Origin of the sequence: Actinomycetospora callitridis (genome assembly GCF_028737265.1) — a bacterium.
GTDB classification, from domain to species: domain Bacteria; phylum Actinomycetota; class Actinomycetes; order Mycobacteriales; family Pseudonocardiaceae; genus Actinomycetospora; species Actinomycetospora callitridis.
Genome location: NZ_JAQZAK010000001.1, coordinates 715,420 through 737,617, shown reverse-complemented (window position 1 = coordinate 737,617; position 22,198 = coordinate 715,420). Strand labels below are relative to the sequence as shown.

At 75.0% G+C, this 22,198-nt stretch carries 21 protein-coding genes; 8 read left to right on the top strand and 13 right to left on the bottom strand.

What is annotated here, in order from left to right; genetic code table 11:
* Positions 1-6 precede the first annotated feature (6 nt).
* The gene (locus PH191_RS03575) at positions 7-1,389 is read left to right on the top strand and encodes a neutral zinc metallopeptidase (protein WP_274193241.1); all 1,383 of its coding nucleotides are present in this window, start codon (positions 7-9) and stop codon (positions 1,387-1,389) included.
* 157 nt (positions 1,390-1,546) lie between these two features.
* On the opposite strand, the gene PH191_RS03570 is transcribed toward PH191_RS03575, so the two are convergent.
* Positions 1,547-2,503: a tetratricopeptide repeat protein gene (locus tag PH191_RS03570; RefSeq protein WP_274193671.1), complete on the bottom strand. Its 957-nt coding sequence runs from the start codon at positions 2,501-2,503 to the stop codon at positions 1,547-1,549.
* A 90-nt stretch (positions 2,504-2,593) separates the two neighbouring features.
* Positions 2,594-2,911, bottom strand: coding sequence for a thiamine-binding protein (locus PH191_RS03565; RefSeq protein ID WP_274193240.1), 318 nt, complete (start codon positions 2,909-2,911; stop codon positions 2,594-2,596).
* 46 nt (positions 2,912-2,957) lie between these two features.
* Between PH191_RS03565 and PH191_RS03560 the strand changes: the two genes are divergently transcribed.
* On the top strand, positions 2,958-3,461 hold the full coding sequence (locus tag PH191_RS03560) for a MarR family winged helix-turn-helix transcriptional regulator (protein WP_274193239.1): 504 nt from the start codon (positions 2,958-2,960) through the stop codon (positions 3,459-3,461).
* On the opposite strand, the gene cydC is transcribed toward PH191_RS03560, so the two are convergent.
* From cydC to PH191_RS03545, 3 genes are all read right to left on the bottom strand, one after another.
* Positions 3,437-6,727, bottom strand: coding sequence for a thiol reductant ABC exporter subunit CydC (gene cydC, locus PH191_RS03555; RefSeq protein ID WP_274193238.1), 3,291 nt, complete (start codon positions 6,725-6,727; stop codon positions 3,437-3,439). The two genes, PH191_RS03560 and cydC, sit on opposite strands and share 25 nt — an antisense overlap.
* 107 nt (positions 6,728-6,834) lie before the next feature.
* Positions 6,835-7,797 (bottom strand): cytochrome d ubiquinol oxidase subunit II, encoded by a 963-nt coding sequence (gene cydB, locus PH191_RS03550; RefSeq protein ID WP_274193237.1) that lies wholly within the window; start codon positions 7,795-7,797, stop codon positions 6,835-6,837.
* Positions 7,798-7,806: 9 nt separating this feature from the next.
* Positions 7,807-9,240: a cytochrome ubiquinol oxidase subunit I gene (locus PH191_RS03545; protein WP_274193236.1), complete on the bottom strand. Its 1,434-nt coding sequence runs from the start codon at positions 9,238-9,240 to the stop codon at positions 7,807-7,809.
* 87 nt (positions 9,241-9,327) lie between these two features.
* Between PH191_RS03545 and PH191_RS03540 the strand changes: the two genes are divergently transcribed.
* Both PH191_RS03540 and PH191_RS03535 read left to right on the top strand, forming a co-directional pair.
* Entirely contained in the window at positions 9,328-9,768 is a 441-nt protein-coding gene (locus PH191_RS03540) for a BlaI/MecI/CopY family transcriptional regulator (protein ID WP_274193235.1), read from the top strand.
* 67 nt (positions 9,769-9,835) lie between these two features.
* A complete protein-coding gene (locus PH191_RS03535; RefSeq protein WP_274193234.1) occupies positions 9,836-10,735 on the top strand; it encodes a M56 family metallopeptidase in 900 nt (299 codons plus the stop codon).
* A 7-nt stretch (positions 10,736-10,742) separates the two neighbouring features.
* Here PH191_RS03535 and meaB read toward each other — a convergent pair whose 3' ends face one another.
* The gene (gene meaB, locus PH191_RS03530) at positions 10,743-11,696 is read right to left on the bottom strand and encodes a methylmalonyl Co-A mutase-associated GTPase MeaB (RefSeq protein ID WP_274193233.1); all 954 of its coding nucleotides are present in this window, start codon (positions 11,694-11,696) and stop codon (positions 10,743-10,745) included.
* Positions 11,697-11,811: 115 nt separating this feature from the next.
* On the opposite strand from meaB, the gene mce reads away from it, so the two are divergent.
* The 3 genes from mce to PH191_RS03515 all read left to right on the top strand — a co-directional run bounded on the left by mce (position 11,812) and on the right by PH191_RS03515 (position 14,900).
* A complete protein-coding gene (mce, locus tag PH191_RS03525; protein ID WP_274193232.1) occupies positions 11,812-12,261 on the top strand; it encodes a methylmalonyl-CoA epimerase in 450 nt (149 codons plus the stop codon).
* Positions 12,262-12,346: 85 nt separating this feature from the next.
* Complete coding sequence (gene ccrA, locus PH191_RS03520; RefSeq protein WP_274193231.1) at positions 12,347-13,678, top strand: crotonyl-CoA carboxylase/reductase; 1,332 nt, start codon at positions 12,347-12,349, stop codon at positions 13,676-13,678.
* Positions 13,679-13,742: 64 nt separating this feature from the next.
* A complete protein-coding gene (locus PH191_RS03515; RefSeq protein ID WP_274193230.1) occupies positions 13,743-14,900 on the top strand; it encodes a DivIVA domain-containing protein in 1,158 nt (385 codons plus the stop codon).
* Here the strand turns inward: PH191_RS03515 and PH191_RS03510 are convergent, their stop codons facing one another.
* The 7 genes from PH191_RS03510 to nucS all read right to left on the bottom strand — a co-directional run bounded on the left by PH191_RS03510 (position 14,901) and on the right by nucS (position 21,598).
* On the bottom strand, positions 14,901-15,179 hold the full coding sequence (locus PH191_RS03510) for a hypothetical protein (RefSeq protein ID WP_274193229.1): 279 nt from the start codon (positions 15,177-15,179) through the stop codon (positions 14,901-14,903).
* Between the two features lie 14 nt (positions 15,180-15,193).
* Positions 15,194-16,978 carry a 3-hydroxyacyl-CoA dehydrogenase family protein gene (locus PH191_RS03505; protein WP_274193228.1) on the bottom strand — a complete coding sequence of 595 codons (1,785 nt, stop codon included), beginning with the start codon at positions 16,976-16,978 and terminating at the stop codon, positions 15,194-15,196.
* A 59-nt stretch (positions 16,979-17,037) separates the two neighbouring features.
* Positions 17,038-18,498 (bottom strand): MFS transporter, encoded by a 1,461-nt coding sequence (locus PH191_RS03500; protein WP_274193227.1) that lies wholly within the window; start codon positions 18,496-18,498, stop codon positions 17,038-17,040.
* Positions 18,495-18,674 carry a hypothetical protein gene (locus PH191_RS03495; protein ID WP_274193226.1) on the bottom strand — a complete coding sequence of 60 codons (180 nt, stop codon included), beginning with the start codon at positions 18,672-18,674 and terminating at the stop codon, positions 18,495-18,497. Before PH191_RS03495 ends, PH191_RS03500 begins: the two co-directional genes overlap by 4 nt.
* Positions 18,675-18,802: 128 nt before the next feature.
* Positions 18,803-20,311: an aldehyde dehydrogenase family protein gene (locus PH191_RS03490; RefSeq protein WP_274193225.1), complete on the bottom strand. Its 1,509-nt coding sequence runs from the start codon at positions 20,309-20,311 to the stop codon at positions 18,803-18,805.
* A gap of 130 nt (positions 20,312-20,441) precedes the next feature.
* On the bottom strand, positions 20,442-20,933 hold the full coding sequence (locus tag PH191_RS03485) for an HIT family protein (protein ID WP_274193224.1): 492 nt from the start codon (positions 20,931-20,933) through the stop codon (positions 20,442-20,444).
* Positions 20,934-20,938: 5 nt separating this feature from the next.
* Positions 20,939-21,598, bottom strand: coding sequence for an endonuclease NucS (gene nucS / locus PH191_RS03480; protein ID WP_274193223.1), 660 nt, complete (start codon positions 21,596-21,598; stop codon positions 20,939-20,941).
* Between the two features lie 94 nt (positions 21,599-21,692).
* On the opposite strand from nucS, the gene PH191_RS03475 reads away from it, so the two are divergent.
* A complete protein-coding gene (locus tag PH191_RS03475; RefSeq protein ID WP_274193670.1) occupies positions 21,693-22,178 on the top strand; it encodes an NUDIX domain-containing protein in 486 nt (161 codons plus the stop codon).
* Positions 22,179-22,198 lie beyond the last annotated feature (20 nt).

Sequence of the window (22,198 nt, the reverse complement as noted above, 5' to 3'; positions counted from 1 at the left end):
TCGGCCGTGCGGGGATCGCTCGGGCGAGCGCTGGTCGTGACGTGTTCGGTGCTGGCCGTGCTGCTGACGTCGGCGTGCGCGTTCCCCGTGGACGGGCGGGCGATCCCCAGCCGCGAGGTGACGGTCGGGGCCGACCCGTCGTTCATCTCGGGCACCAACGGCAGCGAGGAGGACCGCCTCGCGGCCGCCACGATGCGCGACCTCGAGGGGTTCTGGGGCCAGGCGTTCCCGCCGCTGGCCGGCGGGCGGGCGTTCCCGCCGCTGGCCGGCTACTTCTCGGTCGACCCGCAGGGCCGCGGCGAGCGCCCGGTGCCGTGCCTGCCCAACCCCCGGGAGATCGAGGGCACCGCCTTCTACTGCCCGCGCTCCGACGTCATCGCCTGGGACCGGACGAACCTGCTCCCGCAGCTGCGCCGCGAGTTCGGGGACGCGGCCGTGGTCGTCGTGCTCTCCCACGAGTTCGGGCACAGCGTGCAGGGCCGGCTCGACCAGGACGGCGCCCTCGCCGCCGCGCCGACGATCCTGCTCGAGGCGCAGGCCGACTGCTACGCGGGCGTGTTCCTGCGCCGCGTGCGCGACGGTGCGCTGCCCGACCTGCGCACGGGCGCGACCGGCATCGACGGGGCCATGGGCGCGCTGATCACCTTCCGCGACCCGGTGGGCACCTCGCCCCGCAACGCCGACGCCCACGGCAACGCCTTCGACCGCGTCTCGTCGTTCCAGGACGGCTTCGACGGCGACCCCGCGGCCTGCGCCTCGATGGGTCGCGAGCGGGTGTTCACCCAGCAGTCGTTCCGCTCCGCCGCCGACGAGAGCTCCGGGGGCAACCTCGGCGTCGAGGAGCTGATCCGGGCGATGGTCCCCGACCTCGACCGCTGGTTCGGCGACGAGGTCCGCCGCCGCGGCGGGCAGTGGACCGCCCCCGGCGCCGAGCGCGGCGACCCGACCTGCCCCGGGACGGACAGCGACGTCCAGGGGCCCGTGGCCTGGTGCGGCGGCGAGGGCGAGCCGTCGGCGGTGCGCATCGACACCGGCGGCACGCTCGCCGCCGACCACGCCCGCATCGGCGACTTCTCCACGGGCACGCTGCTCGCCTCGCGCTTCGGCTCCGCCGCGCTCGCCGCGCTGGGGCGGCCCACCACGGGCCCCGAGGGCGGGCGCGCCGCGCTCTGCCTCGCCGGCGCCTACAGCGCCGCCGTCGGCACGGGCGACAGCGCGTTCGGCCTGTCCCCCGGCGACCTCGACGAGTCGGTGACCCTGCTGCTCGGCGAGGACACCGCCTCGCGCGGCACCGACGGCGTCGCCGCCGCCAACACGGGCTACGAGCGCATCCGCGTCTTCCGCGCCGGCATCACCGGCGGCCCGGACGCGTGCCTGCGCGGGGTGTAAGCGTCCCTGCTGAGTTAGCAACGAACGCGCTGTTCGCTGCTTCTATGCGCGCGAACTCCCCGTTTGCACGGTCACCGAGGGCGGGTTCTCCGCGCCGGAGATCGCTGGGTAGCGCGACGGAGGAGCGCTGACCACCGCATCTCCTCGGCGCGACCGACTAGTACAGGGCGCGCGCCAGGGCCCGTCGGGCGGTGGTGACGCGCTCGTCCTCGGTGCCGAAGAGCTCGAACAGCTCGACGAGGTGGGTGCGCGCGCGGTCGCGGTCGTCGCCCGCGGTGCGCGCGACCGTCTGCACGAGCCGGTCGAACGCGCCGGTGACGTCCTGGGCGGCCACCTGGGCGTCCGCGGCGGCGATCTGGGCGTCGACGTCGTCGGGCGCGGCGTCCGCGCGGCCGATGGCCGACGGGTCCGCCGACTCGGCGCGCTGGAGGAACTTCACCTGCGCGAGCGCGGCCGCCGCCTCGGCGTGGGCCGGCTCGCTCGCGAGGATCTGCTCGTAGGCCTGGGCGGCCGCGGCGTAGTCGCCGCGCTCCAAGGCCTCCTCGGCCGCGACGATGCGCGGGTCCTCGGGCTCCTCGACGGGCTCGGCGTCGACCTCACCGCCGGCGCGGGCCTCGGCCTCCGCGATGCCGGGCATCTGGTCGCGCAGCGCGTCGAGCAGCTGGGTGATCCACTGGCGCAGCTGGGGCTCGGGCTGGGCGCCGTTGAACGACGTCACCGGCTGGCCGCCGGCCACGACGACGACGTGCGGGATCGACTGCACCTGGAAGGCCTGCGAGATGCGCGGGTTCGCGTCGACGTCGATCTTCGCGAGGATCCACGCGCCACGGCCCTCGGCCGCGAGCTTCTCCAGCACCGGCGAGAGCTGCTTGCAGGGCCCGCACCACTCGGCCCAGAGGTCGACGACCACCGGCACCTGCATCGAGCGCTCGATGACCTCGGCCTGGAACGTCTCCTCGGTGACGTCCAGGACGACGGCCGGCGCGGCGCCGCCACCGGCGGCGGGCGGGCCACCGCCGCCCGCGGGGTCGGCGGGACGCTGCGGGGCGCCGCCGGCGGGGGTGCGCTGCTCGGCGCGGGCCTTGAGGCCGGACAGATCGACGGCTCCGGCCATCGCGGACGAGAGCGCTGCGGCCTGGGCCGCCTGGCGGGAATCGGGACGTGCCACGAGGTCGAGTCTGCCAGGTGCGGCGAACCCTCGTGGTCAGCCCTGCAGGCGTTCCTCGACGCGCGCGATCTTCGCCTGCATCTGCCCGGTGTGGCCGGGGCGGATGTCCGCCTTGAGCACGAGCGAGACGCGCGACCCGTAGCGCCCGGCCGCCTCGGTGGCGCGGCGCACGACGTCCATCACCTCGTCCCACTCCCCCTCGACCGACGTGAACATCGACGAGGTCTCGTGCGGGAGGCCCGACTCGCGCACGACGCGCACCGCCGCCGCGACGGCCTCGGACACCGATCCGTCCTCACTCGGCGAGCCGTCGACACCGACACCGGACGGGGAGACGCTGAACGCCACGATCACGCGTCCAGCCTGCCACGTCGCCCACGCTGATAAATTCGCCGACGCCATGACCGCGTCCGCACCGCTGCCGTTCGACCCGATCGCGCGCGCCGCGTCCCTCTGGAACGAGCGGATCGGCGAGCCGCGCGCGATGGCGGCGGTCACGAGCGTCATGCGGGTCCAGCAGATCCTGCAGCAGGCGGTCGACGCGGCCCTGCGCCCGCACGGCCTGACCTTCGCCCGCTACGAGGCGCTGGTGCTCCTGCGGTTCTCACGGGCCGGGGCGCTGCCGATGCGGATCATGGGCGAGCGGCTGCAGCTGCACCCCACGTCGATCACGAACATCGTCGACCGCCTCCAGGGCTCCGGCCTCGTGGTCCGCCGGCCGCACCCGACGGACGGGCGCACCACGCTCGTGGAGATCACCGACGCCGGGCGGGAGCTGTGCGCCGCGGCGACGGCGTCGGTCACCGCCGTCGACTTCGGGCTGGTCGGACTCGACGAGGGCCAGACCGAGATGCTGACGAGCCTGCTCGCGAGCGTGCGTCACGCCGCGGGCGACTTCGCCTGAACGCTCCCCCGGACGGTCTGCAGCACCCCGTCCTCGAGATCGGCGACCTCGTCGACGAGGTCGAGGCCCTCGCCCCGGTGGGCGAGCAGGACGACCGTGCGGCCCGCCGCCCCGTCGACGAGGTCGGTGACGAGCGCGCGGGCGGTGGCCGGGTCGAGGCCCTCGGTCGGCTCGTCGAGCACGAGCACGGCGGGGTCGACGAGCAGCGCCCGGGCAGCGGCGAGGCGCCGGCGCTCGCCGCCGGAGACGCGTCCGCCGTCCAGCCAGGTGTCGAGGCCGTCGGGCAGGCCGGCGAACCAGTCGCCGAGCCGGACCCGGTGCAGGACGGCGACGAGGTCGGCGTCGGTGGCGGCCGGGGCGGCGAAGCGCAGGTTCTCGCGCAGGGTGGTCGCGAAGATGTGGTCGTGCTCGCCGACGAGGGCGACCGCGTGGCGCCAGCCGTCGCCGGGCACGGCGGCGGCGTCCACCCCACCGAGCGTCACGCTCCCGGCCGGCGGGTCGAGCAGGCGCATGAGCACCGCGGCGAGCGTCGACTTGCCCGAGCCCGAGGCGCCCGTGATGCCGAGGCGGTGGCCGGCGGGGAGGTCGAGGTCGAGGTGGCGCAGGGCCGGCACGGGGCCCCAGCCGGCGGTGACGTCGTGGAGCACCAGGCGGCCCCGGCGCGGGGCATCCGCCGGGTGCTCGGGCTCGCTCGCCGGTGGGGTCGGCGCGCTCAGGGCCGCGAGCCGGGCGCGGGCCCGCCGTCCCCGGACCACGGCGGCCGCTGCGGCGGGGAGCGCGAGGACGGTCTCGCCGAGCGCGAGCGGAGCGAGCACCGCGACCGCGGCGAGCTCCGGCGTCACCGCGCCCGGGGCGGCGAGGGCCGCGCCGACCGCGGCCGCGCCGAGGCCGAGCTGCGCGAGGGCGGCGGCGAGGGCCCCGCCGGCGGCGTCGCCACGGCGGGCGCGGGCGAGCGCGGCGGCCCGCGCGCGGGGCACGGCGCGCAGCGCCTCAGGGCCGCGGGCGGCGAGCTCGTCGCGGGCGGTGTGGGTCTCGACGACCGCGGCGCGCAGGTCGTCGGTACCGCGCTCGACCGCGGGCCCGTGGCGGCGCGCCAGCACCGCGGCGACCAGGGGCGCGCCGACCACCGCGAGCGCCAGCCCCGGCAGGAGCGCGCCGGCGACGCCGGGCCCGATCAGCGTCGCGGCGCCGAGGAGCACGGGCAGGGCGAGCGCGGCGACGGCGAGCGGCAGCACGCCGCGCACGAGGCCGTCGAGGCGCACGTCGACGTCGTCGGTGACCCGGGCGAGCAGGTGGCCCCGACGGCCGGCGACCGCGCCGGGCACACGCTCGGCGAGCGCCGCGACGACGTCCCGGCGCCAGCGCACCATCCGGCCGAGACCGTCGGCGTGCGCCGCGACCCGCTCGAGGTGCCGCAGCAGCGGCCGGGCGATGGCGAAGCCCCGCACGGCGACGACCGCGATCGACAGCGTGAGGATCGGCGGCTGGCCGGCGGCCCGGGCGATCAGCCACGCCGCCGACGCCGTGAGCGCCACCCCCGCCAGCGCCGCCCCGGCACCGAGCGCGATCGCGCGCGGCATCCCGCCGGGCCTGGTCGTCGCAGCGAGGGACGCCCCACCTGCGTCCGAGGCAGTGAAGGCGTCCCTCGCTCCCACGGGGCCCGCGGCGGGCGCCGCAGCGAGGGAGGCCTCACCTGCGTCGGAGGCAGCGAGGGCGTCCCTCGCTCCCGCAGCTCCCGCGGCTCCCGCAACGACCGGTCCGGGGGCGAGGTCGACCACGCGGTCGGCGGCGTGGCGCAGGGCGTCGCGGTGGGCGACGGCGAGCACGAGCGCGCCCGCCCCGGTCAGGGCCCGCAGCTCGGCGACGACGGCCTGCTCGCTCGCGGCGTCGAGGTGCGCGGTGGGCTCGTCGAGCAGGAGGACGGTGCCGGCGGGGTCGGTGGCGGCCTCGCCGAGCACCCGGGCGAGCGCGAGGCGGCGGCGCTGGCCCGAGGACAGCGAGCGCCCGGCCTCGGCGAGCGGAGCCCCGAGGTCGAGGTCGAGGCCCAGGCGCCGCAGCACGGCCGGCGAGCCGTCGCCCAGCGCCTCGCCCACCGTCGCGGCGTGCGGGAGCTGCGGATGCTGACCGAGCACGACGAGGCGCCCGCGCACCTCCACCTCGCCCACCGCCGACGCGGTGTCGTCGAGCGTCCCGGCGAGCGCGCGCAGCAACGTCGTCTTGCCGACGCCCGAGGGCCCGGCGACGACGAGCAGCTCGCCCCCGGTGCCGTCGAGCCGGGCGAGCGACGGGGAAGCCGCGGCACGTCCCGGGTGCCGGACGACCAGGTCCCGCACGGCCACGCGCGCACGACCCGCCGACACCGACCGCTCGAGCGCCGACCCTACGGGCGCCGACGAGGACCCCGCGAGCACCGCGTCCCGCTCGTCGAGCACCGCCGTCGCCCGCGCCGTGTCGTGGAAGCGCGCGCCGGCCTCCCGCACGGGGCGGTGGGCCTCGCCCGCGAGCAGGATCGCGACCAGGGCGGGGTAGAGCGCCACCGTGCCCTCGACCAGGCGCACCCCGGCCCCGACCGCGACGAGCCCCACCGACAGCGTCCCGAGCAGCTCCAGGGCCGTCGACGACAGGAACGCCACGCGCAGCACGCGCACCGACGCCTCGCGGTGCCGCTCGCCGAGCGCGGCGACGGAGTCGACGGCCCGCCGCCCGCGCCCGAACAGGCGCAGCGTGGCGAGGCCGGAGACGGTGTCGAGGAAGTGCCCGGCCAGCCGCTCGCCGGCCACCCACTCGCGGCGCGCCCGGGCCCGCGCCGCCCACCCCAGCAGCACCGCGAACACCGGCACCAACGGCAGCGTCGCGGCCACGACCAGCGCCGACGTCGGGTCGGCGAGCGCGAGCACCACCAGCACCGCCGGCGGCAGCACCACCGCGAGCACGAGCGCGGGCAGGGTCGCGGTGAACCACCCGCGCAGCGCGTCGACGCCGTGCCCGGCGAGCCCCACGACGGCGGGCGCATCGTCGTGGCCGAGGCGGTCGAGCAGCCGCTCACGCTCGCGCTCGACCACCTGCTCCCCGGTGCGCGCCGCGAGCCACGGCTCGAGCCAGGCCAGCAGCGCGCGCACGACCACCACGAGCGCGAGCACGGCGATCGCGCCGCGCGGGACACCCTCGGTGCCCGTCACCAGTGCCGTGACGACGGTGGCCGCCGCCAGCGCTGCCGCCACGGTCCCGGCCGCCTGCGCGACCCCGACGAGCACCAGCCCGGTCACGCCGGACCACGCCCCGCGGGCGAGCGTCAGCAGCCGCGGATCGACGGGGCCCCTCCGATGGGTCGAGCTCCGCTCCCCTGTCGGCGTGCTCTGCCGGATGTCTCCCGTCAAGTCGCCACCCGCTCACTGGCCACGCGCCGGCGGAACACCCAGTACGAGAACGCCTGGTAAGCCACGACGCCGGGCAGCACGAGCACCGCGGCGATCGTGATCAGCCGCAGCGCGCCCGGGCTCGCGGCCGCGCCGGCGACCGTCAGCGAGAACGCCGGGTCCAGGGTGCTCGGCAGCACGACGGGCAGGTGCGCGGCGAGCACCGCGACGACGCCGCCGGCCACGGCCACCGAGGTCGCCGCGAACGCCAGCACCTCGCGCCGGGCGGCCACCAGGACGGCCGGCACCCCGACGGCCACCAGCCCGAGGGGCGCCACCACCGCGACCAGCACCGCCACCGGCACCAGCGCCCCGAGCGCCGCCACCCGCGCCCGGGCCCGCAGCGGGCCCGTGGTGCGCAGGCCCAGGAACGTCGCCCCCTGCACGAGCGCGACACCGAGACCGAGCGCCGCCCCCAGCAGCGCCGGCGTCGACACCAGCGGCGCCACCGAGCGCCCGAGGCCCGACCCGACGACCTCCCCGTCCGCGCCCAGCGCGAGCCCGGTCGCGAGCACCCCGAGCACCGCGCCCCACAGGGCCGCGACCAGCAGCGACGAGCCCGCGAGCACGGCGTCGCAGACGCCGCGCCAGCGCGCGGTGCCGCCCTTGGACCGGAACTCCAGGGCCACCCCGCGCGCGGCGAGCGCGAGCAGGATCAGCACGAACGGGAGGTAGAGCCCGCTCATCAGCGCGGCGTACCAGTCGGGGAAGGCGGCGAACGTGACGCCGACCGCGGCCACGAGCCACACCTCGTTGCCGTCCCAGACCGGGCCGATCGTCGTCACCCCCGCGCCGCGCTCGTGGTCGTCGCGCCCCAGCGCGCCCGCGAGCACCCCGACGCCGAAGTCGAAGCCCTCGAGCACGAAGAACAGCACCCAGCAGGTGACCGCCAGGGCGAACCACAGGGTGGGGAGGTCCATCGCGGGCTCCTAGTAGGACGGGACGAGGGGACGGTCGGGCTCGACGGCCGCTGCGGGCTCATCGGGCTCGTCGGAGGCGGTCCGCGCCACCCGCAGCACCAGGCGCACCCAGACGACGGCCAGCAGGCCGTAGACCGCGGCGAACCCGGCCAGCGAGGCGACGATCTCGACGGGTGTCAGCCCGGGCGAGACCCCGTCGGCGGTGCGGAACAGGCCGAAGACGAGCCAGGGCTGGCGGGCGGTCTCGGTGAACAGCCAGCCGGCGGTCGCGGCGAGGGCGGGCAGGACGGGGACGACCCAGAGCCCGCGCAGCAGCCAGCGGTCCACCAGCGCGAACAACCCACTCTCACCGGGCGAGAGGTCCCGCCCCCGCCGCATCCGCCACAGCACCCAGGCCGCGACGATCGTCGCCACCACACCGAACCCGATCATGAAGCGGAAGCTCCAGTAGGCCATCGGCACGACCGGGACGTAGTCGCCCGGCCCGAACTGCGCGACGTACTGGGCCTGCAGGTCGTCGATGCCCTGGACCGTCGCCGTCGGGTCGCCCGTCGCGAGGAACGAGAGCAGCCACGGCACGTCGAGCGAGAAGAACGGCTCCTTGTCCCCCGGCGCGCCCACGGCGAACAGCGAGAACGGGGCCCCCGCCTGCGTGGCGTAGAGCGCCTCGGCGGCCGCCATCTTCATCGGCTGCACGCTGGTCATGACCTTGCCCAGCAGGTCGCCGGTCAGCGCGACGGCCGTTCCCGAGACGAGCGTCGTCCAGGCACCGACGCGTACGAGCAGGCGCCACTGGCCGGTCACGTCGCCTCCGGCCGAGCGCCAGCGCCGGAACCCCCCGATCGCCAGCAGCAGCGCCCCGCCGCCGAGGAAGGCGCCCGCGATCGTGTGCGGGAAGGCGGCGAGGACGACCTGGTTGGTCAGCAGGTCGGTGAAGTCGCCGAGGCGTGCCCGGCCGGTGACCGGGTCGAGGGTGTAGGCCACCGGGTTCTGCATGAACGCGTTGGCCGCGAGGATCACGTACGCCGAGATCAGGGTGCCGACGGCGACGATCCAGATTGTCGCCAGGTGCAGCGCGGGGCGCAGCCGGTCGGCCCCGAACCACCACAGCCCCAGGAACGTGGCCTCGAGGAAGAACGCGAGCATCCCCTCGATCGCCAGCGTTGGGCCGAAGACGTCGCCGTAGAAGCGGGCGAAGTCCGACCACGAGAGCCCGAACTGGAACTCCTGCACCAGCCCGGTGACGATCCCGACCGCGAACGTGATCATGAGCAGCTTGCCCGCGACCAGCGTCAACCGCTGCCAGCGCGGGTCCTTGCTGCGGTACGCGAACGTCTGCAGCAGCGCCGTCAGCGTCGCCAGCGAGATCGACAGTGGGACGAACAGGTAGTGGTACACGGTCACGACCGCGAACTGCAGTCGGGACAGCTCCAGTGCGGTCATTGACGACCTCCCACCTACGACACGACGTCGTATCTACGACCAAGCGTAGTACGACGGGTTGCGTTGGCAAGGGGATCCACGGTTAGGATGAGTGTCGTGGCCCTCGGTGAGCTGGAGCGCGCAGTGATGGGGCAGTTGTGGGCCGCTCCCGGCCCCCTGACCGTGCGTGAGGTGCACGACAGGCTCGAACGGGAGCTCGCCTACACGACGGTGATGACGGTGCTCGGGCGCCTCGCGAAGAAGGGCGTCGTCCGGCAGGAGCGCGACGGCAAGGCCTACCGCTACGCCGCGGCCTCCACCCGCGAGCAGCTGACGGCCTCGCTCATGCTCGACGCCCTGGGCGACGTCGGCGACGACCGCACGGCCGCCCTCGTGGCCTTCGTCGACCGTGTGGGCCCGGAGGAGGCCGCCGCCCTGCGCGCGGCCCTGCAGACCGGGCCGGCCCCGGCCCCGGCCGCGGAGATGCCGCCGATGCCGCAGGTGCCCCAACCACGCGTCGACGGGGACGAACGCGCCGCCGACTCGTGATCACGGGCGCACCCTGATGGTCCGGCTCTGCTGCGCGTCGTGTCCTCCGGGCCCAGACTGACCGACCATGGCCTCGGTGTGGCTGGCCGTGCTCGCCCTCGTGCTGGCCGGCCCCGTCCCCTCCGCGCTGGCCCGCGCCCGCTGGCCCGCGCGGGTGCCCCGCGCCGCGATCGTGCTGTGGCAGGCCGTGGCGCTCGCGGCCGTGCTCGCCGCCGTGGGCAGCGCGCTCGCCGCGCCCGAGGAGCTGCTGCGCGCCCTCGGCCCGCAGCAGCGCACCGGCACCCCGCTGCTGATCGCCGTCGCCGTCGCCGCGACCATCGCCGGGCTGATCGTCCTGCGCCTGGCCGTCGTCCTCGTCCTGCTGGGCGTGCGCACCCGCCGGCGCCGCGCCCGGCACCGGGACATGGTCGACCTGCTCGACCGCGCCGAGCGCAGCGCCACGGTCGGCAGCCCCGGCGCCCGCGCCGTGCTGCGCGTGCTCGACGGCGCCGTGCCCTTCGCCTACTGCGTGCCCGGGCGCGCCCCCCGCGTGGTGGTCACCGAGGCGGCGCTCGACACCCTCGCCCCCGAGGAGCTGCGCGCCGTCCTCGCCCACGAGCAGGCCCACCTCGACGCGCGCCACGACCTCGTCCGCGAGAGCTTCGTCGCCCTCCACCAGGCGTTCCCCGTGCTCGTGCGCAGCCGCCAGGCCCGGGACGCCGTGGGCCTGCTGCTCGAGATGCTCGCCGACGACGCCGCCCGCGCGAGGTCCTCGGACACCGCGATGGCCGGCGCGCTCGAGGCGTTCGTCGTCACCGGCGACACCGAGGTCGCCGCCCGGCTCGAGCGCGTGCGGACGCTGCGCTGCGGCGACCGCCGCCTCGCCACCGGCGTCTACCTCACGGCGGCCGCGGTGGTCGTCGTGCCGACGGTCGCCGTCGTCATCCCCTGGCTCTCCGCGGCGCTCCCGGCCGCGGGCCTGCAGTGACAGGCTCTCAGGTCCGCACCGAGGCCACGACCTCGTCGGCGGCGGCGTAGGGGTCGAGCGAGCCGGCGACCACGCGCTCGGCGAGGGCCGGCAGCGTCGCCGAGCCCGACAGGTCCCGGATGCGCGTCCGCAGGTCGGCCAGGGCGATGGCCTCGATCTCGGCGCGGGCACGGCGGCGGGGCCCCTCGGCGAGGAGGCCGTGGTCGACCGCCCAGGTGCGGTGCCGGTCGAGCGCGGCCACGAGCTCGTCGATCCCCTGCCCCGACGCGGCCACGGTGCGCACCACGGGCGGGCGCCAGGACGGGCCGTCGACCTCGCGGCGGTTCAGCGAGATCATGTGCTGGAGCTCCTGCACGGTGGCGTCCGCGCCGTCGCGGTCGGCCTTGTTGACCACGAAGACGTCGGCCACCTCGAGGATCCCGGCCTTGGCCGCCTGGACGGAGTCCCCCATGCCGGGGGCCAGGAGCACGACCGTCGTGTCGGCCAGGGCGACGACCTCCACCTCCGACTGGCCCACCCCCACCGTCTCGACCAGGATCACGTCGCACCCGGCGGCGTCGAGGACGCGCAGGGCCTGGGGCGTCGCAGCCGCCAGACCACCCAGATGGCCGCGGGTGGCCATCGATCGGATGAACACACCCGGGTCCGTCGCGTGCTCACCCATCCGGACCCGATCGCCGAGCAGCGCGCCGCCCGAGAACGGCGAGCTGGGGTCGACCGCGAGCACGCCGACGCGCCGGTCGTCGGCCCGCAGGGCGGAGACCAGCGCGGACGTCGTCGTCGACTTCCCGACACCCGGAGAGCCGGTCAGGCCCACCACGCGGGCGCGCCCGGTGTGCGGGGCGAGGGCGGCGGCCAGCTCCCGGAGTCGGGGACTGCCGTCCTCGACCAGCGAGATCAGCCGGCCCACCGCCCGTGGGGTGCCCTCGCGGGCGTCGGCCACCAGACGGTCCAGATCCACGGCGCGCCACGTTACCCACCGCGACCGGACCGCATCGCCGGACGCAGCTTGGGAAATCAAGCGTGCGCTGCGTCACGGGGTCGGCAGTTCGATTCAGATGGTTAGGGTGCGCGCCATGCCATCCGACGACCTGAGCGCGAGCGGGATCACGACGATCGACCACGTGGGGATCGCCGTGCCCGACCTCGACGCCGCGATCGCCTGGTACGCCGAGAACCTCGGCCTCGTCGCGACGCACCAGGAGGTCAACGAGGAACAGGGGGTGCGCGAGGCGATGCTCCACGCACCCGGCGACGACGCGGGCCCGGCGGTGCAGCTGCTGGCACCGGCGAACGAGTCGTCGACGATCGCGAAGTTCCTGGACCGCAACGGCCCCGGTCTCCAGCAGGTGGCCTACCGCGTCACCGACGTCGAGGCCAGCGCCGCGGCGCTGCGGGAGAAGGGACTGCGCCTGCTCTACGACGCCCCGCGCCGGGGCACCGCGGGCTCCCGCGTCAACTTCGTCCACCCCAAGGACGCCGGCGGCGTCCTCGTCGAGCTCGTCGAGCCCGCGGCCGAGCACTGAGCCACCGACCCGCTCACACCCCGGTCCCCAGAAACGTTACCCACCGGTAGCCTGCGGCGACCGCACACATCCGGAGGCAAGAACCGTGCAGGACATCCGCGACGCCATCCTCGCCGACGACACCGCCGCCCTCGCCGGTCTGTCGGTCCCCGAGTCCTACCGGGGCATCACCGTCCACGCCGACGAGGCCGACATGTTCGAGGGGATGGCCTCGCGCGAGAAGGACCCGCGCAAGTCGCTGCACCTCGACGAGGTGCCGACGCCCGAGGTCGCGCCCGGTGAGGCCCTCGTCGCCGTGATGGCGAGCGCGATCAACTACAACACCGTGTGGACCTCGATCTTCGAGCCGGTGTCCACCTTCGGCTTCCTCAAGCGCTACGGCCGCATCTCCGAGCTCGCCAAGCGCCACGACCTGCCCTACCACGTCGTCGGCTCCGACCTCTCCGGCGTCGTCCTCAAGGTCGGCGCGGGCGTGCAGATGTGGAAGCCGGGGGACAAGGTCGTCGCGCACTGCCTCTCGGTGGAGCTCGAGAGCCCCGCGGGCCACGACGACACGATGATGGACCCGGAGCAGCGCATCTGGGGCTTCGAGACGAACTTCGGCGGCCTCGCCGACGTCGCGCTGGTCAAGACCAACCAGCTGATGCCGAAGCCGGAGCACCTCACCTGGGAGGAGTCCGCCTCCCCCGGCCTGGTGAACTCCACCGCGTACCGCCAGCTGGTCAGCCCCCACGGCGCCAACATGACCCAGGGCGACGTCGTCCTGATCTGGGGCGCGTCGGGCGGTCTCGGCTCCTACGCCACCCAGTTCGCGCTCAACGGCGGCGCGACCCCGGTCTGCGTCGTCTCCTCGCCCGAGAAGGCCGAGCTCTGCCGCAAGATGGGCGCCGAGCTGATCATCGACCGCTCCGCCGAGGGCTACAAGTTCTGGTCGGACCCCGAGACCCAGGACCCGCGGGAGTGGAAGCGGTTCGGCTCGAAGATCCGTGAGCTGACCGGTGGCGACGACCCCGACATCGTGTTCGAGCACCCGGGCCGCGAGACCTTCGGCGCCTCGGTCTACGTGGCCAAGCGCGGCGGCACGATCGTCACCTGCGCCTCCACGTCGGGCTTCATGCACCAGTACGACAACCGCTACCTGTGGATGAACCTCAAGCGGATCATCGGGTCGCACTTCGCGAACTACAAGGAGGCCTACCTGGCGAACCGCCTGGTGGCCCAGGGGAAGATCCACCCGACGGTGTCGAAGACCTACGCGCTGGAGGAGACCGGCGAGGCGGCCAACGACGTCCACCACAACAACCACCAGGGCAAGGTCGGCGTCCTCTGCCTCGCCCCGGAGGAGGGTCTCGGCGTCACGGACACCGAGAAGCGCGCGCAGCACGAGTCCTCCATCAACCGCTTCCGCGGGGAGTGAGGACCATCCGTTCGGGCTCACCCGTCCGTGGAGCGGCCCCCGCGCCGCCGGTACCGTGACTCGCATGCCGTCCGACGAGCACGAGCTGTTGCCGCTGGGGACCGGCTTCGACGTCGTGCGCCGCGGATACGACCGCGGCCAGGTCGAGGAGCACCTCGACCGCGTCGAGGCCGACCTGCGGATCCTCACCGCCGACCGCGACGCCGCGGTGGCCCAGGCCACCGAGCTCGCCCGCGCGCTGGACCACCACCGCGCGTACGTGGAGGACCTGCGGGCCCAGGTCGACCGGCTCTCCGCGCCGCCGGACACCATGGAGGGGCTCTCGGAGCGCCTCCAGCGCATGTTGCGCCTGGCCCAGGACGAGACCCGCGCGATGCGCGACGACGCCGCCGAGGCGGCGCGTAGCGTCCGGGCGGACGCCGACGAGTACGCCCGCCGCAAGACCGGCGAGGCGGACGAGCACGCGCGCACGGTCGTCGCCGGCGCCGAGGACCGCGCCCGCCGCACGGTCGAGCAGGCCGAGGAGCAGGCCCGCGCCACGGTGCAGGAGGCCGAGGAGCAGGCCCGCGGCACGCTCGACGAGGCCCGCCGGCAGGCCCGTGAGCTGCACGAGCGCGCCGAGGCGGACGCCGAGCGGGCGCGCACCCGCTACGACGAGGGCCTCGCCGACAACGACCGGCGCCGCCGGGCGATGGAGGACGAGCACCGCGTGCTCATGGACGGGGCGCGGGCCGAGGCCGCGCGTCTGCGCACCGAGTCCGAGCAGGAGCGCGACCGCCTCGACGCCGAGGGCCGGGCGACCCGCGAGCAGGTCGAGACCGACTTCTCGGTGGCCATGGCCGCCCGTCGCCGCGAGGCGATGCGCCAGCTCGAGGCCGACGAGCAGGTCTCGAAGGAGCGCGCCGAGAAGTACGTGCAGGACGCCGCCGAGGAGGCCCGCCGCCGGCTGCGCGAGGCCGACGCTGAGGTCGCCGAGATGCGGCGCCTGCGTGACCGCGTGGGCGGGCAGCTGGCCACGCTGCGCGCGGCGCTGGGTGCCCTGCCCACCGTCGACACGTTCCCGGACGAGGGTGCCACCGAGCAGCGCCCGGTCCTGCCCGACCCGCCGGCGCCCGCCTCGCGTCCCTCACCGACCCCGCACGGCGAGGCCGGCAACGGGCACGGCGGCGACCTCGGCGGCGCCCAGGCGCCCGAGCAGCGCACCGGCGCGCCCTCGCGCTAGCTAGCCGGACCGCCCGCGCTCCCGGCGCCAGCAGCCGGTGTGCCAGTGCCGGCGCTCGACGTTGTCGTCGTCCTCGACCTCGTCGGCGGGCCAGGCCACCACGTGCGGCGTCCCGGGCACGATCTCCTGGTGGCAGCCCGGACAGCGGTAGGTCTTGGTGGCGGCCGTCCCGCTGATCGAGCGCACCCGCCAGCCGTCCTCCTCGCGCACCCAGCCGCCCCGCAGCGGCGGAGGTGCCGGTGCGGGGCGGGCGGGGTGGCGACGCGAGCGGCGGGCCATCGGGCGCGGGAGACCTACTTCTTCTGGTAGTCCCGGAAGCCCTGGCCGGTCTTGCGACCCAGGCGGCCGGCGGTGACGAGGTGCTCGAGCAGCGGCGCCGGGGCGAACCCGGGCACGCGGAACTCCAGGTAGAGCGACCGCTCGATCGCGAGCGACACGTCGAGGCCCACGACGTCGAGCAGCGCGAACGGGCCCATCGGCAGGCCGCAGCCGTTCTTCATGGCCGAGTCGATGTCGTCGGCGGTGGCGTAGTTCGCCTCGAGCATCGCCGTCGCGTCGTTGAGGTACGGGAAGAGCAGCGCGTTGACGATGAAGCCGGCGCGGTCGCCGCAGAGCACCGGGTGCTTGCCGATCTTCGCGGTGACCGCTCGCACGGTCGACGTCACGTCCGGCGAGGTCGTGATCGGGCTGACGATCTCGACCAGCTTCATCACCGACGCCGGGTTGAAGAAGTGCATCCCGATGACGTCGTCGGGGCGCTGCGTGGCCGCCGCGCACTCGACCACCGGCAGCGACGAGGTGGTGGTGGCGAGGATGGCGCCGGGCTTGCAGACGTCGTCGAGGGCACCGAAGACGGCCTGCTTGACCTCGAGGTCCTCGGCGACGGCCTCGACGACGAGGTCGCAGCCGGCGAGGTCGTCGAACGTCGTCGTCGGGCGGACGCGGGCGAGGGTCTCGTCGCGGGCGGACTCGCTGAGCTTGCCCTTGACCACGGCCTTGTCCAGCGACTTGCGGATGCCGGCGACGACGCCCTCGCCCTTGGCCTCGGTACGCGCGCGGACGACGACGTCGTAGCCGGCCTTGGCGAACACCTCGGCGATGCCGGTGGCCATCGTGCCGGTGCCGACGACGCCGACCGTCGAGATCGTGCGCTGGTCGCCGGGCTCCTGGCCGGGCGGGGGCGGGGTCAGCGAGTCCGCGACGACATCGTGCGACCCGGGGGCGGCGTAGGTGTAGAAGCCGCGCCCGGACTTCCGGCCCAGCAGGCCGGCGGTGATCATCTGCTTGAGGATCGGGGCCGGCGCGTGGCGCTGGTTGCGCGACTGCTTGTACATCGTGTCGAGGATCTCGTAGGCCGTGTCGAGGCCGATGAGGTCCATCAGCGCGAGCGGGCCCATCGGGTAGCCGCAGCCGAAGCGCATGGCCGCGTCGAGGTCCTCGCGCCCGGCGTAGTGGGCCTCGAACATGCCCACGGCCTGGTTGAGGTAGGTGAAGAGCAGGTTGTTGGCGATGAAGCCTGCGCGGTCGCCGCACACCACCGGGCTCTTGCCCAGCCGGACCGCCAGCTCGGTGACCTCGGAGAGCACCTCGGGGTCGGTGACGACCGTGCGCACCACCTCGACCAGCTTCTGCACCGGCGCGGGGTTGAAGAAGTGCATGCCGACGACCTGCGACGGGCGCTCGGTGCGCACCGACAGCTCGGTGATCGACAGCGACGAGGTGTTCGACGCGAAGATCGTCTCCGGGCCGCACACCTTGTCCAGCGCGCCGAACACCTCGGCCTTGAGCTCGAGGCGCTCGGGGACGGCCTCGACCACGAGGTCGGCGTCGGCGAGGTCGTCGAGGTTGGTGGTGACGCGCACGCGGGAGAGCAGCGCCTCGCGGTCCTCGACGGCGAGCTTGGAGCGGTCCACGGCCCGCTGGGTCGAGGCCTCGAGGGTCTCGCGGCCGCGGTCCGCGGCGGCGGCCTCGACCTCGACGGCGACCACCTCGATCCCCGCGCGGGCGAACACCTCGACGATGCCCGCCCCCATGGTGCCGAGACCGACCACTCCCACCCGGGCGAATTCGCGCGCCACGTCAGACCTTCCTGCCGACGACCGTTGCCGGGCGCGATCCTGCCATGCGTGGGGGCGTCTCACCCCGACCCGAGGGATGGGTCTCTACTCGCGGGTAGCTTGACCGTTCCGGTAGGGACGGATGTGTCGCGCCGGGCCAGCAGGGTGGCCCCGACCAGCGCGGCGAGCGCGAACGCGACCGCCGCGACCCAGAACCCGGCGGCGATCCCGGAGGGCGCGGCGGTCTGCCCCGGTGTCTCCCCGTCCGCCGCGATCACCACGGCGCCGATGACCGCGATGCCGAGCGTGCCGCCGAGCTGGCGCACGGTCTGGACCACCCCGCTGGCCTGGGTGCGCTCGCCCACGCCGACGCGGGCGAGCGCGTCGGTGTTGGTCGGGGACAGCGTCAGCCCGAGGCCCACGCCGACCAGGGCCATCCCGGGCGTCTGGAGGGCGTAGTCGAGGCCCGGCAGCGCGAGCAGCCAGAGGACGGTCCCGACCGCGCAGAGGACGAGCCCGGTGATCACCGGGCCGCGGACGCCTGCGCGGTCGAACCAGCGTCCCCCGAGCTGGGCGGCCACGGTCAGCGGCAGGATCAGCGGCAGGACGGCGAGCCCGGCCGCCATGGGCCCGAAGCCGAGCAGTTCCTGCAGGTAGATCGAGCTGTAGAGCACCAGGCCGAGCAGCCCGAACTGCACGAACCCCATGACGGCGGCGTCACCGGTGAAGGCGCGGTCGGTGAACAGCCGGACGTGGATCAGCGGGTCGGTCGCACGCACCTGGCGCACGACGAACCAGGCCGTCGCCGCGAGCCCGCCGACGAGCAGGGCCAGGACCAGCGGCGAGGAGAGGCCGTCGGTGCCCGCGAGCTGGATCCCGAACGTCGTCGCCGCCAGGCCCGCCACCACGAGCACCACGTCGAGGGGCTGGATGCGGGTGCCCGCGACGCGGGCGCCGGGGACCGGCGCGATCGCGACGAGCACGAGCGTCGTGATCCCGACCGGGACGTTGAGGAAGAACACCGCGCGCCAGGACACGTACTCCGTGAGGAGCCCGCCGATGAGCGGTCCGAGCGCCACGAAGATCTGACTGATGCCGGCGAAGATCGCCATGGCCCGCCCGCGCTCCCGCGGGCCGAACGAGGCGATGACGATCGCGCCCGACACCGGCACCATCAGCGCCGCGCCGGCCCCCTGCAGCGTGCGGCAGGCGAGGATCGTCGCCTCGCCGAACTCCCCCGCCGGAGCCAGCCCGCAGCCCACCGAGGCGAGGAAGAACAGGGTCACGCCGGACCGGAACGCGCGCCGCGGCCCGAGGAGGTCGGCGGCCTTGCCCCCGAGGGCGACCAGGGCCGCCAGGGCGAGCACGTAGGCGTTGACCACCCACTGCTGGCCGGCGGCGTCCAGCGACAGGTCGCGCCCCATCGTCGGCAGCGCGACCGACACCACCGTCTGGTCGAGCATGATCATCGACAGCGAGCCGGTCATCGCGACGAGGACCAGCCACCGCTGGGGCGATCCCTCGCCCGCCGGTGCGCTCACCTGTCCCGTCCCCGCAGCTTCCCGCCGACCAGCGCCGCGGCGGCCGGGAGGAGGGCGAGCCCGTGGGGCGTCCCGGCGACCGGCTCCGGGTCGACCGGCCCGGGGCGCGACCAGGGCTGGTCGTCGTGGAGGACGGTGCGGTCGACGAGGTTGCCGAGGGTGTGCTCGCCGGGCATCGCGGTCCTCTCCGGGGCGGCCGTTCGACCGTCTCCGGACAAGCATCGCTACTCGGACACCCGGTGTTCCACTCAGGCACCCGTCCGTGGAGTGCGGAGGACGAGGACGTGCAGGCGGGAGCGGCCCGTCAGCGCCGCCGGCCGTACAGCACGCTGACCAGCCCGGCGAGGACCTTCACGACCCAGCCCGGGCGGTCGAAGGTCATGACGTTGACGCTGCGGAAGCGGCGCTCGGAGATCGCGAGCGGGCGGGTGAACTCGCGCAGCCCGTCGACGCCGTGGATGCGCCCGAAGCCGGAGTCGCCGACGCCCCCGAAGGGCAGCGACGGGATGCCCGCGAAGGCGATGACCCCGTTCACCGACACCATGCCGGCGCGCAGCCGGCGGGCGATCTCGTGGCCGCGGGACTTGGCGAACACCGAGGCGCCGAGGCCGTAGCGCGAGGCGTTGGCGCGGTCGACGGCCTCGTCGATGTCCCGGACGCGGTTGACGACCACGGTGGGACCGAAGGTCTCGTCGGTGACCGCGGAGGAGTCCTCGGGGACGTCGGCGAGCACCACGGGCTCGACGTAGGGCGCGCGCACGGAGTCGCGCCCGCCAACTACGGCCCGCCCACCCCGGGACAGCGCGTCGTCGATCTGGCCGGAGATGACGCCGAGCTGCGAGGGCATGGTGATCGGCCCGTAGTGGGCGTCGGGGGCCCCGCCGGGCGCGATGGTGGCGGCGCGGGCGGCGACCCGGTCGAGGAGGTCCTCGGCCACCGCGTCGACGACGTAGACCCGCTCGACGCCGACGCAGGTCTGGCCGGCGTTGGACATCGCGCCCCACACGACGGCCGCAGCCGCGTCGTCGAGGTCGGCGTCGACGTCCACGAGCAGGGCGTCCTTGCCGCCGCACTCGACGAGCACCGGCGTCAGCGTCTCGGCGCAGGTGGCCATGACCTTCTTCGCGGTGGCCGTCGACCCGGTGAACGCGAGCTTGTCGACGCCGGCGCGGCACAGCGCGGCCCCGGTCTCGCCCTCACCGGTGATCAGCTGGAACACCGCGTCCTCGCCGACGGCCTCGGCGAAGCTGTCGACCAGCCACTTCCCGACGCCCGGGGTGAGCTCGCTGGGCTTGAACACCACGGTGTTGCCCGCGGCCAGCGCGTAGACGATCGAGCCCATCGGCGTGAAGACGGGGTAGTTCCAAGGGCCGAGCACGCCGACGACGCCCATCGGCGGGTACTCGACGCTGGCCTTGTGGTTGACCATCAGCAGGCCGGCCGCCGCGTTGCGCGGGCCGAGCACCTTGGCGGCGTTCTTGGCCGCCCAGTGCAGGTGGTCGAGCGCGAGGATGCCCTCGATCCGGGCGTCGTCGAGCGGCTTGCCGGTCTCCCGGCTGACCACGGCGGCGAGCTCGTCGCGCCGGCGGTCGAGCAGCTGGCGCCAGGCCGCGAGCTTGCGGGCCCGGCCGTCGAACCCCAGGTCGGTCCACCACCGCGACGCCCGCCGCGCCCGCGCGACGACCTCGCCGACCTGCTCGGGCGTGTGTCGCGGGTAGCTGGCGATCACCTGGCCGTTGCGGGGATCCAGGGAGTCGAAGGTGTCCGGCTGCTCGCTCGCGGGGACCGACACCGCGTCGCGGGTGCTCGTCATGGCGCGAATCTACGCACCGGTAGCCGTCAGGCGCGACCGTTTGAGCCATGTCCGCGGAGTGCCGTCGCAGACACCCAGCTGTGTCCGATCAGGGGGAGCACGCCGATAGGGCCACGCACTCGATCCGCGCTCAGGTCAGGGTGGCGCGGATCCGCTCCGCGGTGGCGTCGAGGCGTGCCCGCTCCGGACGGGTCCAGGCGGCCAGGAGGCGCAGCCCGTCACCGCGCCGGCGCGGGATGACGTGCAGGTGGACGTGCCACACCGTCTGCCAGGCGACCGCGCCGTCGGCCAGCAGGAGGTTGACGCCGTCGGCGAGGCCCGCCGCCCGCAGACCCGCGGCCACGCGCGCCGCGAGCGACCACATCGCGGCGCCGTCGACGTCCTCGACGTCGGCGAGGTGCGCGGCGTGCGCCCGCGGCACGACGAGCACGTGGCCCGGGACGAGGGGCTGCAGGTCCAGGAACGCGACGGCACGGTCGGAGGACGCCACGACGCTCGCCTCGCCGCGCCCGTCGACGATGCGGCAGAAGATGCACTCGCCGTCGACCTCGGCGGGCAGGTGCTCGCGCAGACGGCCCCGTCCTACGCGCCGGGCGAGCGCGCGCGAGAGACGGCCACCCACGGGCGTCAGAACAGCCGGAACTCGTCCACGACGGCCCCGCGCAGGGCGTCGTAGTCGAGCGTGACGCAGCGGATGCCGCGGTCGTTCGCGAGCACCTTGGCCTGCGGCTTGATCTGCTGCGCCGCGAAGATGCCGGCCACCGGGGCGAGCAGCGGGTCGCGGTTGAGCAGCTCGAGGTAGCGGGTCAGCTGCTCCACGCCGTCGATCTCGCCGCGGCGCTTGATCTCCACGGCGACGGACCCGCCGTCGGCGTCGCGGCAGAGCAGGTCGACCGGACCGATCGCGGTGGGGTACTCGCGCCGGACCAGCGTCCACCCGTCCCCCAGCGTCGTGACGTGCTGGGCGAGCAGCTGCTGGAGGTGCGCCTCGACGCCGTCCTTGACCAGCCCCGGGTCGACGCCGAGCTCGTGGGACGAGTCGTGCTGGATCTCCTCGAGGGTGATCGTCAGCGTCTCGTCGGCCTTGTTCTTGACGGTCCAGACGCCGGGAGCTTCCGTGAGCCAGCACGGCGGGCTCATCCAGTTCAGCGGCTTGTAGGCGCGGTCGTCGGCGTGGACGCTGACCGACCCGTCGGCCTTGACGAGCAGCAGCCGCAGCGCGCTCGGCAGGTGGGCGGTGAGGCGGCCGTCGTAGTCGACCGTGCATCGGGCGATGACGAGGCGCACGACCCGAACACTAGGAGACGGCCGACGTGGATCATCCCGGGGTGTGGAGCACCCCGTCACGACGAGCACCCGCGAGGTCTACGCCAACCCCTGGATGACCCTGCGCGAGGACACCTTCCGCCGTCCCGACGGCGCCGAGGGCGTCTACGGGGTGGTGGACAAGCCCGACTACGCGCTGGTCGTGGCCCTCGACGGGGACCGGCTGGCCATGGTCGAGCAGTACCGCTACCCGCTGGGTCTGCGGCGCTGGGAGTTCCCGCAGGGCACCGCCCCCGACCGCGCGGAGATGCCCGCGGCGGAGCTCGCCGCCCGTGAGCTCCGCGAGGAGACAGGCCTGACCGCGGCCGCCTGGACGTATCTGGGCCTGCTCGACGTCGCTCCCGGGCTGTCGTCCCAGCGCGGGCGGGCCTACCTCGCCACCGACCTCACCGCCGGCGAGCCGGCTCGCGAGGACACCGAGGCCGACATGCGCTTCGCCTGGGTCGCCCGCACCGAGTTCGAGCGCCGGGCCCGCGACGGCGAGATCACCGACGCCCAGACCCTCGCCGCCTACGCCCTCCTGCTGCTCCGTTCGCTCTAGCACCGCCATGCAAGCCCTGC